The following is a 13198-nucleotide window of genomic DNA, read 5'->3' as shown; positions in this document are numbered from 1 at the left end:
GTACTTTACTTGATTGAAGTATTTTCTAATTTCAAATATTGGTTATAAAAAAGTAGTGATGATATAATTGAACTATTCTAATAGTATTATATCTTTAGGATTCACTTTTAGATACTTTGGAATCTCAAATTCATGGTCATAAATCTGCTTTTCGTATTTCCACCATAAACCGTTTGACAAAGTCACTTCCCACTCAAATGGCATTTCCATTTTTGTTGAGTTTGCAGTATCAAAGGCATTAACCTCATCTTTTTCAGCAGCGGAAAAGTCATGTGCTCTTATTCCAATATGAGTAATATTTGGAGTAATCTTTTCGGATACTTCAAATGTCAATCCCCAATCCTGGGATTTGAGATGATAGTCATCTATAATTTCTATTTCGGAAATGTTTTTACATCCGGTAAGTCTTGCAACCTGAACTTTTTTCGGATTCTCAAAGATTTCATATGTATTTCCTTTTGCTATAATCTTTCCTTCGTCCAATATTATAAGTTCATCACAGAACTGGAATGCCTCATCCCTATTATGAGTAACTAAAATAGTAAATCCGTCAAAATCTTTTAGTGAATTAGCCAGTTCAATACGTAACTGCTCCTTTAAGAAAGTATCCATGGCACTGAATGGTTCATCCAGTAATATAACGTCTGGACTGTATGCCATAATACGGGCTAAAGCCACTCTCTGCTGCTGGCCTCCGGACAGTTGTCTCGGATATCTTTTTTCAAGGCCCTCCAAATGAAAACGCTTAATCATTTCAGGCACTATTTTCTCCTGATTATCTTTAGATACTCCTATGCCAATGTTTTCTTCAACGGTCATGTTGGGAAATAGGGCATAGTTTTGAAATAAGTAACCCACATTTCTTTGCTGTGGTTTTAAATTAATTTTTTTATCAGAATCAAAATAAGTGGTTTCTTCATCTATAACTAAGCTAACAACGCCCTCATCGGGATCTTCAATGCCTGCAATGGATTTTAATGTCATACTTTTACCGCAGCCGGAAGGACCGAGAATGCCTAAAATTTTATTTTTCAATTCAAATTCAACATCCAAATCAAATTCCTTAAGTTCCTTATGGATATTCACTTTTAACATTTTATTGCCCATAATATGTCCCTCTCATGTAAAAATAAGTTATTTCCATTGCCTTTCCTTACGTATGGAAAAATAATCCATAATAAAAATAGCTATAAATGATATGATAACAATGACTATTACATAATTAAAAGCATCTCCCATATTACCTGCAGCCACTTCTGAATAAACTGCCATAGGGAGTGTTCTTGTTTGTCCGGCAATATTACCTGCAAGCATGGCTGTAGCACCGAATTCGCCTAAACCACGGGCATAAGCAAGAATTCCACCACTGATAATTCCAGGCAATGCATTTGCAAATAAAATTTTCCAGAAAATTTTCCATTCGGACATACCTAATGTACGTCCGGCATCCAACAGGTTTGAATCGACCTGTTCAAATGCGCCTCTGGCTGATCTGTACATTAAAGGAAAAGACATGACTACCGCAGCAATAACTGTTGCAGGCCATGAAAAAGCTATTTTTACAGCGAAAAAGTATATAAAAAAACTTCCTATAGGTCCTCTAACACCAAAAATGTATAATAGGAAGAACCCCACTACTGTAGGGGGCAGTACAATTGGGAGTGTAAAAATACCGTCCAATACAATTTTTAATGTGTCATTTTTAATCTTTACAAGACCCCATGCAACAATTAAACCTGCAAAAAATGTTATCAGAATTGATAAACTTGCGGTTTTCATTGATATAAAAACGGGGGACCAGTCCATCATGTCTTTATCTCCTTAATATACTATTATTGTTTTTTTAATTAATAGGTATTAAATCTATTTTTTGTCTTCGTGGATGGTAAATCCATATTCAACAAAGATGTCTTTAGCTTCTTTGGTTTGTAAGAAGTCCATAAATGCTTTTGCAGCATCAGGGTGTGTGCTGTTGGTGAGTTGAGCTACAGGGTAGATAACTGGAGTTTTTAAAGCATCATCTGGAGCTTCACAAACAACTTTTACACCATCGTTGGATTTAGCATCAGTTGAGTATACAATACCGCAGTCAGCAGATCCTTGAGCTACTTGGTTTAATACTGCAGTTACATCAGTACCTAAGGATAATTTGGATTCGGTATCGTTCCAAATACCTAAGTTGGTCATTGCTTCTTTAGCGTATTGTCCTGCAGGTACAGATTCTGGGTCACCGATAGCGATAGTTCCGTTAACTTTTTTCAAATCATCAAATGAAGTTATGTTGGCAGTTGAGTCTTTAGGTACAATTAAAACAACTTTGTTTTCTAAGAATTGAACATTGGTCTTATTGTCGACTAACCCTTCATCTGCCAGTTTATTCATCTGTTTATTGGCCGCAGACATGAAGACATCTGCTTGTAAACCGTTTTCAATTTGAGATTGTAAATCCCCACTTGAAGCGTAGGTAGGGGTAACTTTTACACCAGGGTACTTTTCTTTGAACATAGGGATTAACTTTTCGTCATAAACGTTTTTTAAACTAGCTGCTGCAGCTAAGTTAACTTCTTGTCCATCTAAATTAGAGTTAGATCCTAAGAAGTCAAATAATCCAGCACTTACAACAGAAGTTGCACCAATAACTACTACTATGGCTACAATAGCAATAATTAACATATTTTTTGTTTTCATAATTTGTCTCCTTTAATTAGATTATCAAATATTACTATTCAGATATTAAGCAGTAATTAAAGATTTTGAAAAGCTGATACGAATATGTTTTTCATACATATCAAATAATATGGATATTTTTACTCGTATTTACATCTGATGCCGAAACTACAGATAATAAATTTAGAATAATCAAAAATAACATCAATGAACAATTTTCATTTAATTTTATATTGATTTTTCCCTCTTTCGTTTTCTAATCTTAAATTACAATTTAATTATCATGATTAGTAATTATATTTATATCGACAACGACATATAAATCTTTTCTTAACGAATTATTTGGTCCATTCTAAATTATGGTGGATTCTTTTCTATTTTTATCAGTTTCCCGTCTTTTTTTTCAAATCAGTTAATAAAAAATTATTTGAATAGTATACTATTAAACTATATAAAAAATGAGTTTTTTTAATATTTAAAGCATTCTGGAGTGTGATTATCTATAATTCCAATTGATTCAAGGTATGAATATATTATTGTCGGACCCACAAATTTCATGCATTTTTTCTTCAAATCCTTTGAAATCTTTTCGGATAAGTCTGATTTGGTCTTATACTCTGCTTTAATAATCTTGCCATCAGTATAACTCCATATATATGCTGAAAAACTGCCGTATTCATTTTGAATTTCTCTAAATATTCTGGCATTGTTAATTGTTGCATCAATCTTGAGCCTGTTCCGGATTATGCCTTTATTTTCAAGAAGTTCACTAACTTTACATTCATCGTATTCCATAATTTTTTCAATATCAAAATCATCAAAGGCCTTTCTAAAGGCTTCACGTTTTTTTAATATGGTGATCCATGACAAACCTGCCTGAAACATTTCCAAAATAAGCATTTCAAAAAGAATATCATCATCATATTTGGGAACTCCCCATTCCTCGTCATGATATCTAATATATATGTCCTCTTTTCCTTCAACCCATCCGCATCTCTTTTTTGTCATAATAATTAATATTAATAAAATCAATAAATATTATTACTGTTTTTTGAGGGATAAAATGGAATACAGAACTTTAGGAAATACTGGATTGAAAGTAAGTGAAATTGCTTTTGGTGCTGAATGGTATGTTGAAAGGCCATACAGCGACGTTGAGGAGATTGTAAGGCACTGTGAGGAAAACGGCATTAACTTTTTGGATTGCTGGATGAGTGAGCCTACTGTTCGAACAAATCTGGGTAAGGCCATTAAGGATACTCGTGATAAATGGATTATTCAGGGACATATCGGTTCCACCTGGCAGAACAACCAATATGTGAGAACCCGTGAAATGGACAAGGTAAAAGAGGCTTTCGAAGATTTTATGGAAAGATTTCAAATAGAAACATTGGATTTTGGAATGATTCACTACGTTGACACTTTTGAAGACTATGATGAAATAATGTCCGGAGACTTCATTGAATATGTCCGTGAGCTAAAAGATAATGGAACAATAAAACACATCGGTTTAAGTACCCACAATTCAGACATTGCTCTTCTGGCTGCAAAAAATCCTGAAATTGAATTGCTCATGTTCAGTATCAATCCTGCATATGACATGTTTCCGCCGACTGATGATATAGAGTGCTATCGTGACGATACTAACTACGAAGGTCTGGCAGGTTTGGATCCAAGAAGAGCAGAACTTTATCAGCTATGTGAAGAAAACGGCACTCCGATAACCGTCATGAAAGGATATGCAAGCGGAAGACTATTTGATGAAAATGATTCTCCGTTCGGTGTTGCCCTAACTCCGGTTCAGTGCATTCATTATGCTCTAGATCAAAAGGGAGTGGCCAGTATTTTTGTTGGCGTTAACAACACGAAAGAACTTGACGCCGCACTTGAATATGAATCCGCATCCGATGAGGAAAAAGAATATAAGAGTATTTTGGCAAAAGCCCCTAAACATTCATTTGAGGGAAAATGTATGTACTGCGGACACTGCGCCCCATGTACTTCAGGAATAGATGTTGCAGGCCTTATAAAGCTCTATGATCTGGCAGTTATTCATGATGAGGTTCCGCAAAGCGTTCGTGAACATTACAATAATCTGACATATGATGCAACCGAATGCATAGCGTGCGGCGAATGTGAGGACAGATGTCCTTTCAATGTCAGAATAGTTGACATAATGCTTGATGCTCAGGACCTCTTTGACTGATAATCTGGTGAAAAAAATGGATGATTCTTTAAAAGTTAAACTTTTCATTGTTGGACTATTCTTATTCTGTATATTTTTTTACATGGGAGCTTTTGGAGGCAGAAGTATGGTCATTGGAATTTTTATTGCAATGGCCGCACTCATGAATCTGGAAAATGATTTTACAAAAAATCCCAAATCATCCTTTCTTAAAATAATGATGCTGCTTTTGATTTTGGGTATTGTTGCATTTTTAAATACTCCAAAAAGTATTTTTGGATGTATTTTAACATTCATTGTTGTATTCGGAGTAACAATAACTTCCTATCATTTATTTGCAGCCAGCGTTTACCTGCCCTATCTGATGATTTATTTCATGATGATGGACTGTCTTCCGGTTACTTTTGAAGAATTGCCTATGAGACTTTTATCCCTTGCTGTCGGTGCAATTTTCATTGTTGGGATAAACCTCCTTGTTAATCGTAATAAGAAATTTAAATTATCAAAGCAAACTATTGATTCATTAGTTTCGGAATTGAATAATGCCGTTGATTTAAAATTGGACGGAAAAGAGGTTTCAAAAGAAAATTTTAAAACGGCAAATGGTTTTTATTTAAACATGTTTTTTCATTTTGAACATAAATTCTTCCCGTCTCCGGCTCAGGAATCATTTTTAAACATTGTAAAATCATTCCAGAATATAGGAGTTATTGTTGCGGATTATAATCTCTTTCCAAATGAACTGAAAGAAATCAAAAGGATACTGGATAATCTGAAGGATATAAAATCCGTTGATTACTTTGAAAGTATTAATGTTGAAACAAAAGAAATGAATATAGTGCTTTTAAACTTTGAATACATCGTTGATGAATTGGTTAATGTCGATTCAACCAGAGAATTTGTTCTTCCGGACAAAAAATATATCAGATCATTAATTAAACCGGTAATTAAAAAATCTTTGTCACTCAGATCAGTCAAATTCTCCTTTGCGCTTAAAATGGCTATTCTTCTTACATTTTGGGAAGTTCTAACAGTAATGTTCAATCTTCCTTTCACAAAATGGTTATATTTTGCAACCATTCCTCTGATGGTACCGTATATTGATGATATGGCAAATTCCGCAAAGGAACGTATTAAAGGTACGCTTGGGGGAGCGGCAATTTTCATTTTACTTGTTATCATAGCACCATATTTTCCAATTTCTTCAGAGCTCCTGACGTTGCTGGTGGTGATTTCCTGTATGGCTGTAATGATATTTAATTTAAAGAGAAAATTAATTGTTACTGTCGTTTCAACGGTAATGTCTGTCACGGTTGTACTGTCCTATATCGCTCCGGGCATTGCAATAAGCTTAAAAGTGCTCTGGGTTATTGTTGCATCAGTACTTTCAGTAGCATTAAATTATTTCTTCCTGCCTTATTCTGTTGAAAAGGAAAGCGAAAACAATTTAAAAGCCAGATATGAATTGAATGCTGAATCAATAAACCTGCTTAAAGATGCCTGTGGTGAGGGGAATTCTTCTAAGAAAACGTCTTTAATTGTTATGAGTAATATGTGTGGAGAAAACATTGAAATAACTGATGAAAACAAATCATTGTTTGAATTGCAGATAAAAATTACAGACATCTCCAACTTCATATTAAACTATATCTGCAAAAATGATGTGTCTAATGATTTTAAAAAGAATCTTATTGATATAATTGACAATGGTGCTGATGTAGGTGATCATCTGGAAAATAAGGATAAAATAATTCTCTATTCGGCAGGTTACCTTATGGATTTATACAAAGAGGAAAAGACATATTTCAGTTAAGCAAAGGGAATTTCTTGGCAAATACAATTAGGGATTAAAATAAGGCAGTCCAGTATTTAAAATGCAAGAATAATATAACAAAAAAAATGTTTTTTAATCATTGACTTAAAATATAGTTATAAAAAAAATATTTGAAGATTGAAGAACCTCCCCGCCGTATAATGTCGTCGTCTGTGGCGACGAAGCTAAAGGAGGCTAAACCTTTTAAAGGCTTTTACCTTCTGAATCTTTCAGTTAATCTTTATGTACTCCCCACAATTTAAATGTTTTCAAAATTTCTATTTGGGCTTTGTCAATTTGTTAGGAATTTTTTCTATCCCCTCATCTTTTCTTATTAAATTATAACCAATATACATTCAAGATTTTTTTGCAGATTCGTTTTAAATGTTAATCTAATATATTTTTCTAGTTTTTTGTTTGTAGTTTTTAATTTATTTATGAATGCTTTTCAATGGAAATGAGGTAAATTTATTATTTTTCCATCAACAAACTTTAATAGTATTAATAATATATTTATAAATAATTGAATGAATTTTTGAGGAAATTAATATGATACCTGGTATGAACAAAAAGCAAATGAAACAAATGGAAAGACAGATGAAAAAAATGGGTATGAAAATGGAAGACCTGAACGGTGTTACTGAAGTCATTATCCGTTTTGAAGATAAGGAATTAATCATTGACAGTCCAAGCGTAAGTTTAATGAATGTAATGGGTCAGGAAACCTATCAGGTTGAAGGTAAAGCTCGTGAAGTGGAACTTGAATATGAAGTTGAAATTCCTGATGAAGACGTTGAAATGGTAGCTAACCAGGCTAACGTTTCTGAAGATGTTGCAAGACAGGCTTTAGAGGAATGTAAAGGAGATCTTGCTGAAGCTATTATGAAATTGGCTCAATAGATAATTATGACAATCATTGCTCATATTTCAGATTTACATATAAGTGACACGGCTTTTGATGAAGAAATTTTTATGCAGGCCGTAGCTGAAATAAATAATTTAAATCCGGACATGATTATTTTAACCGGTGATTTGACAAATGACGGTTATTACAGGGAATTTCAGCAGGCTGTAAAATATCTGGACATGTTTGAAGCTCCGTTGTTTGCAGTTCCGGGAAACCATGACGCACGTAATTTAGGCCATCAAAGCTTTGAAGAGTTAATCGGTGAAAACAGCTGGAAATTAACCAAGGAAAATGATTTTACAGTAATTGGTCTTGACAGCAGTTCTCCCGATGAGGACCGTGGCCATGTCGGAAAGCCTCAGCGCATGTGGATGGAACATCAGCTGGACCAGTGCGTAATCAATGATCTTTCTTCAATCGTTGCGCTTCACCATCATGTCATTCCAATACCGGATACAGGACGTGAACGCAATATTTTATCAGATGCGGGTGAAATCCTAAAGGTTTTAACAACACATGAAGTTGATTTGATCTTATGCGGACACAAGCATGTTCCTCACGTTTGGAAAATCAATGAAACCGTTGTTGTCAATGCAGGGTCTCTCTCTTCAAATAAGCTGAGAGGCAAAATAGGCAATTCATATAATGTTTATATTATTGATGAGGACACGATTGAGATATTTTTAAATAATGTCGGTGGAGAAAAATTCCTATTTGGCAAATTTCAAAGAAAACATTAAATATATTAGTAAAGTTAATATATAATAAATGATTTAATTAGATTGGTGATATTATGAAAGTCGTTGTAGATGCTTCTAATGTTGCACATCATGTAAAAAATGAAAACTCACAGCCTCAAATGATTAATATTTTAGCTGCTGTTAAGGCATTAGAGGAAAGTGAAGATGAATTCGTTATTATAGCTGATGCATCACTACGTCATGAAATAGATGATAAGGATGCCTTTTTAAAACTGCTGGAAAGCGATAACGTAGAGGAAGTTCCGGCAGGCAATGATGCTGATCATTTTATTTTAGAAATTGCTTACAGTGAAAAAGCAAAAATTTTATCAAATGACAAATTCAGAGATTATGCTGCTGAATTTAAAAACATTAATTCATTCAGGATTCCATTTGTTATAAAAGACAATAGACTGACCTTTGGAAGACCAAAAAAACCAAAACATGATAAGAACATCCTGCAGAAGATTTCCGATGAAATCATTAAACAGCTGAACTTCAAGAAATGGGAAGTATACACAGGCAAGGAAGGATTGGAAATCTCTCCATTAAACATTGCCAAACAGGCAATTATCCGTATAGATGATGAGAACAATATCAATTCCAAAGTTGAAAATATCTTCTCAAAAATACCTATGTTCAACAAGATTGTCGATATGGTTGATGACGTTGAAATAGCAGCTCCATATGTTATTTTCGTACTTGTCCACCCGAAAGACTATAAATTGGCAGTTAAAAATGCAGGTAATATTTCAGTAACTGTGGCAGACAGGTTAGGTCTTGAGAAAAAACCGTTGATTGCTGTGCGTAATGATTTGTTCACTAAACCAGGTACTTTTGAATTGAACATTATGCTTGCAGATGAGGTAACCGAAACCGCACCGTACAACGTGCTTGTTCGTGTAAGCGCTCATGATGAGGTTTTCATCAAGAAAAATTCAAGAAATATTGCCAGTACCATTGCAGGCAGACTTGGATCATGGAAGTTTCCTTTCGTTTCCGTAAAACCGGACATGCTGTTAGAACGTCCTGGTGAATTCGAAATCGAATTAGAGAAAGGAGGAAAATTAGATGGTTAATAGCTTATCCAAGGCTATAATTAAGCTAACCACAGGTCTCACACCTATCAGCGTAGGGACTAAATTTTTCCCCACAGATTCAATGCAGAATGAATATGTGGAACTGTTTAACTATACTCAGACTATTCTGTTTGAACTGCAAAAGGCAGAAATAAGTTCCAACAGTATTGAATCCAATCTTATAAGGGATATCGGCGCTGAAAACATTCCCGGAGAATATAATTTCTATGAAATCAAACCTGCGGAAAATAAAATCGAAGAATATGCTCTTGTAAGTAATATCGTAATGGGTAGTGACCGTTATTTTTACGTTGAACTTCCGAATCCGTCTAATTTAATTAATATATTTGTTAAGATTATTGAAAATGAAAAAGGAGAAATTGTCGAAAAAAGCTCCACTGAACTGGTTGCAAAGATGCTCAGTAAAAACGATGCAATCCGGGTAGCTATTGAACTGATTGGTATCGGTCTTGAAAGAGGCATTGAAGTGATGTCTGCTGTGGGAATGACTGGTGCAGCATCCATTGAAAGATCAATTAACTACAGGCAAAGCCTTGGAAACTTCCCTGGCGTTGCATTTACAAAACTTGGTGGTGAATATGCCATTGTATTTGACGGACCATTCAAACTGGCCCAGTCAAGACCAACTGAGGTTAAGAATTATCTCTTTGTTGACTTGATTGACTCAACCGGATATACCAGCAAGCACGGTAAAAACCAGCTCGTTGATTTGATGACAAATATCAAATACTTCATTGAAACCGAGTGTGGAGGGCAGCTTGAAGGATACCGTGAAGGTGGAGACGATTTCATTGCAAGTTTCCCATCCAAAGACTTGGCTATACGTGCAGGTCTTGATGCGGCATGGTTTGCACTTGACAATGATGCAAAAATCAGAGCAGGTGTTGGAAGAAGCCGAAGGGAAGCCGGTGAGAGAGCTCAGCTTGTGGATAGTATACAATCAACATCTCCGCTGTCATTAGTGGTTTTTGAACTTGCAAACGGTTTATATGCATATAATGTGCCGTCAGAATTTACTAGAACTCTTATTAATTTATTTGAAAATGAAAAGCAAAAACTAATTGGTGTTTTCGCTTTTGTATTTATAATCACATATCTGCTGTGCGTACTTGGTTTGGGAGTATTCAGTTTCATAACAATTATCATTGCAGTAATATATGCTTTCATTGCTTAAACTTAAAAAAATAAAAAGGGAATAACAGTGACACGAAGAAACGAAGGAAAAATAGCTTTAATAATGATACTGGCATTAATTGCATTTGTTGTTGGTTCAGCTATAGGAATTTCAGTTAGCATGAACGAACAGGATAATGCAACTGCCGATAACAATAATACTACTCATGTTGAAAATGTGACTGTTGAGATGACTTCAAATCTTAATAATAAGCAACCTGTGGAATTTGATTATGAAACCGATTATGTTGACTATAATGAAAATTATACAAATCAGCAGACAAATATAGATTAACTTTTTTGTGATAATATGGATTTTATTCGTGAAGTGGATGGGGGATTTTCCATCCTAGATAATGTTAAAGTATCTGGAGCACGTGAAGGAAAATATGGTGTAACTGTAATTTTAGCACCGAACAGCACTGCTTCAGCGGTTTTTACAACAAACAAAGTTGTTGCAGCATCAGTAAAATATACTAAAAACGTTGTTAAGAACGGTATTGTGTCAGCTGTTGTTGTAAACAGTGGTAATGCAAACTGCTTTACCGGCCAGAAAGGAATTGAAGACTGTGAAGAATTGGTTAACCTTGTTTCAAAGGATTTGAAAATACCTGCTTCAGAAATTGCAATCTGTTCAACAGGTGTTATTGGCCGTGAAATGCCTATGGACATTATATCCAAGGTTGCCTACGAATCCATTTCTAAACTCGGGTCTAACGCTGAAAATTCACTGGCCGCTGCAAAGGCAATAATGACAACAGACACTTTCCCTAAAGAGGAAGCTGTTGAAGTCACGTTAACTTCCGGTGAGGTTGTAAAGATTGCAGGAATCACTAAAGGAAGCGGTATGATTGCTCCGAATATGGCTACAATGCTTTCATTTATTGTAACTGATGCGGAAATTTCTCAAAAAGCCATTAAAAAAGCATTGAGAAAAGCCGCTGATTTGAGCTTTAACATGATCGTCGTTGACGGTGATGAAAGTACCAATGACACCTGTCTGATGATGGCAAACGGAGCATCAGGCATCAACGTTGAAAAGGATGGCGAAATAGATTCCAATTTCCAGGAAGGATTAAACCATCTCTGCATTAATCTGGCCAAAAAGATGGCCCGTGATGGTGAAGGAGCATCCAAATTCATAGAGGCCAATGTCTGCGGTGCCGAATCATTTGAAGATGCAAAGCTCGCTGCAAAAGCTATTGTAACATCCCCGTTATTCAAGTCAGCCGTTTTTGGAGGCGATCCTAATTGGGGAAGAATTGTTTCAGCAATCGGTTATTCCGGATGTGAACTTAATCCTGATATCGTTACCATTGCAATAGCTGATGATGATGACGAAGTGGACCTTGTGCGCAAAGGTGAAATTCTTGCTTTTGAAAACACCCCATATCTGGAACGTGCAGAAAAAATAATGCAGTCCAAAAATATTTCCGTTAACATCAACATGTTTTTAGGTGATGGTGAGGCAACTGCATGGGGCTGTGATTTAACTTATGATTATGTAAAAATCAATGCAGAATACACTACATAAGAAAAGATATAAATACTTTAAAAACATATATTTTTATATTAACATAATTCTGATGTTGTTATTAAAAATTTAAAGGAGGGTAAGATATGGCAAAAGTTAAAGGTACTAACAGGAGAACCAGACAAAAAAGAAGTTATACCAAACCTGGTAGTAAAAGAGGAAGAGGAGTTAAACAAACCTGGAAAAAATAAGTCCTCTTAACACTACTTTTTTTTAATTCATTTTAACCATAACCTAACATATTTTTTTATATTGTTTAATTAATTTCTGATGTGATTATTTGCTCTTAACATCAATCAACAGTCATTTTAATTAATTGTCATTTCATTTTTCACAATCACTTTTCATAATTTTTAACTTTTTCATGGCATAATGTAGATGTTCCGGCAATTATTCCCCACTTCATCGAAATGAAAAGTTTTTCACTTAATATTATATACTATTTTCAAAAGAATTAATATTAGGTGATAATATGATGATGCCCGCAAATGGACATAGAGCACATGGATTTTCCAGTGAATTTTTCCTGGATTCAAATGAAATAATAGACGAATTAAACTTAAACGGCTCAGAAATAATTATGGATGCCGGATGTGGTGACGGTCATATCGCCATAAAACTTTTGGATGAGTATATTGATTCCGGAAAAGTTTATGCTGTTGATATCTATGATGCATCAATTGAAGATATGGAAAAATATAAATTAGAAAACAATGTAGATAATTTAATTAATATTGAAGCAGATATTACCCAAGGTATTGATGAAATTGATGACGGGACCCTGGACGTAATTTTGATGGTTAACGTATTCCACGGATTCACTGCTTCAAGAAAAGTTGATGAGGCAATAAGCGAATTTGCCCGTTTAATTAAAGATGATGGCAGAATCGCTATCATGGACTATAAAAAATGGGACGTTCCTAAAGGACCTCCAACACAAGTGAGAAGCTCTCCTGAAGAATTGGAAGAGTTTTTTGCAAAACATGGTCTTAAAAAGACTTACCTGAATGAAGAAATAGGGGAAGATATTCCCGAAGGCAAATCACATTTCTTCATCGTTTTTGAAAAGGAGTAAAATA

General features: G+C 34.7%; 13 protein-coding genes. 9 read left to right on the top strand and 4 right to left on the bottom strand.

Annotated features, from left to right (window positions below; translation table 11 throughout):
* Positions 1-72: 72 nt before the first annotated feature.
* The 4 genes from ACKI44_RS00465 to ACKI44_RS00450 all read right to left on the bottom strand — a co-directional run bounded on the left by ACKI44_RS00465 (position 73) and on the right by ACKI44_RS00450 (position 3675).
* Complete coding sequence (locus ACKI44_RS00465; protein WP_407420753.1) at positions 73-1107, bottom strand: sulfate/molybdate ABC transporter ATP-binding protein; 1035 nt, start codon at positions 1105-1107, stop codon at positions 73-75.
* 27 nt (positions 1108-1134) lie between these two features.
* The gene (gene modB, locus ACKI44_RS00460; protein ID WP_407420752.1) at positions 1135-1809 is read right to left on the bottom strand and encodes a molybdate ABC transporter permease subunit; all 675 of its coding nucleotides are present in this window, start codon (positions 1807-1809) and stop codon (positions 1135-1137) included.
* Positions 1810-1863: 54 nt separating this feature from the next.
* On the bottom strand, positions 1864-2688 hold the full coding sequence (gene modA, locus ACKI44_RS00455) for a molybdate ABC transporter substrate-binding protein (protein ID WP_407420751.1): 825 nt from the start codon (positions 2686-2688) through the stop codon (positions 1864-1866).
* Positions 2689-3135: 447 nt separating this feature from the next.
* Entirely contained in the window at positions 3136-3675 is a 540-nt protein-coding gene (locus ACKI44_RS00450; RefSeq protein ID WP_407420750.1) for a DNA-3-methyladenine glycosylase I, read from the bottom strand.
* A gap of 55 nt (positions 3676-3730) precedes the next feature.
* On the opposite strand from ACKI44_RS00450, the gene ACKI44_RS00445 reads away from it, so the two are divergent.
* From ACKI44_RS00445 to ACKI44_RS00405, 9 genes are all read left to right on the top strand, one after another.
* Positions 3731-4873 carry an aldo/keto reductase gene (locus ACKI44_RS00445; RefSeq protein WP_407420749.1) on the top strand — a complete coding sequence of 381 codons (1143 nt, stop codon included), beginning with the start codon at positions 3731-3733 and terminating at the stop codon, positions 4871-4873.
* A gap of 16 nt (positions 4874-4889) precedes the next feature.
* Positions 4890-6665: a hypothetical protein gene (locus ACKI44_RS00440; protein WP_407420748.1), complete on the top strand. Its 1776-nt coding sequence runs from the start codon at positions 4890-4892 to the stop codon at positions 6663-6665.
* A 549-nt stretch (positions 6666-7214) separates the two neighbouring features.
* Positions 7215-7565, top strand: coding sequence for a nascent polypeptide-associated complex protein (locus ACKI44_RS00435; protein WP_407420747.1), 351 nt, complete (start codon positions 7215-7217; stop codon positions 7563-7565).
* A gap of 6 nt (positions 7566-7571) precedes the next feature.
* On the top strand, positions 7572-8312 hold the full coding sequence (locus tag ACKI44_RS00430) for a metallophosphoesterase family protein (protein WP_407420746.1): 741 nt from the start codon (positions 7572-7574) through the stop codon (positions 8310-8312).
* A gap of 53 nt (positions 8313-8365) precedes the next feature.
* Positions 8366-9391: an NYN domain-containing protein gene (locus tag ACKI44_RS00425; RefSeq protein ID WP_407420745.1), complete on the top strand. Its 1026-nt coding sequence runs from the start codon at positions 8366-8368 to the stop codon at positions 9389-9391.
* The gene (locus ACKI44_RS00420; RefSeq protein ID WP_407420744.1) at positions 9384-10586 is read left to right on the top strand and encodes a hypothetical protein; all 1203 of its coding nucleotides are present in this window, start codon (positions 9384-9386) and stop codon (positions 10584-10586) included. Before ACKI44_RS00425 ends, ACKI44_RS00420 begins: the two co-directional genes overlap by 8 nt.
* 27 nt (positions 10587-10613) lie before the next feature.
* Entirely contained in the window at positions 10614-10880 is a 267-nt protein-coding gene (locus ACKI44_RS00415) for a hypothetical protein (protein WP_407420743.1), read from the top strand.
* 15 nt (positions 10881-10895) lie between these two features.
* Positions 10896-12119 carry a bifunctional ornithine acetyltransferase/N-acetylglutamate synthase gene (gene argJ / locus ACKI44_RS00410; protein WP_407420742.1) on the top strand — a complete coding sequence of 408 codons (1224 nt, stop codon included), beginning with the start codon at positions 10896-10898 and terminating at the stop codon, positions 12117-12119.
* A 472-nt stretch (positions 12120-12591) separates the two neighbouring features.
* Positions 12592-13194 carry a class I SAM-dependent methyltransferase gene (locus ACKI44_RS00405; protein WP_407420741.1) on the top strand — a complete coding sequence of 201 codons (603 nt, stop codon included), beginning with the start codon at positions 12592-12594 and terminating at the stop codon, positions 13192-13194.
* The last annotated feature ends 4 nt before the right edge of the window (positions 13195-13198 follow it).

The organism is Methanobrevibacter sp. (assembly GCF_045646205.1).
In the GTDB taxonomy this organism is placed as follows: domain Archaea; phylum Methanobacteriota; class Methanobacteria; order Methanobacteriales; family Methanobacteriaceae; genus Methanocatella.
The sequence above is the reverse complement of the archived record's forward strand: the minus strand, read 5'-3'. Positions and strand labels throughout refer to the sequence as shown.

Coding starts and splice junctions, on each gene's coding strand:
- ACKI44_RS00425 (WP_407420745.1), top strand. CDS start 8,366: ATGAAAGTCGTTGTAGATGCTTCTAATGTTGCACATCATGTAAAAAAT.
- argJ (WP_407420742.1), top strand. CDS start 10,896: ATGGATTTTATTCGTGAAGTGGATGGGGGATTTTCCATCCTAGATAAT.
- modB (WP_407420752.1), bottom strand. CDS start 1,809: ATGATGGACTGGTCCCCCGTTTTTATATCAATGAAAACCGCAAGTTTA.
- modA (WP_407420751.1), bottom strand. CDS start 2,688: ATGAAAACAAAAAATATGTTAATTATTGCTATTGTAGCCATAGTAGTA.
- ACKI44_RS00430 (WP_407420746.1), top strand. CDS start 7,572: ATGACAATCATTGCTCATATTTCAGATTTACATATAAGTGACACGGCT.
- ACKI44_RS00420 (WP_407420744.1), top strand. CDS start 9,384: ATGGTTAATAGCTTATCCAAGGCTATAATTAAGCTAACCACAGGTCTC.
- ACKI44_RS00445 (WP_407420749.1), top strand. CDS start 3,731: ATGGAATACAGAACTTTAGGAAATACTGGATTGAAAGTAAGTGAAATT.
- ACKI44_RS00465 (WP_407420753.1), bottom strand. CDS start 1,107: ATGGGCAATAAAATGTTAAAAGTGAATATCCATAAGGAACTTAAGGAA.
- ACKI44_RS00435 (WP_407420747.1), top strand. CDS start 7,215: ATGATACCTGGTATGAACAAAAAGCAAATGAAACAAATGGAAAGACAG.
- ACKI44_RS00450 (WP_407420750.1), bottom strand. CDS start 3,675: ATGACAAAAAAGAGATGCGGATGGGTTGAAGGAAAAGAGGACATATAT.
- ACKI44_RS00440 (WP_407420748.1), top strand. CDS start 4,890: ATGGATGATTCTTTAAAAGTTAAACTTTTCATTGTTGGACTATTCTTA.
- ACKI44_RS00405 (WP_407420741.1), top strand. CDS start 12,592: ATGATGATGCCCGCAAATGGACATAGAGCACATGGATTTTCCAGTGAA.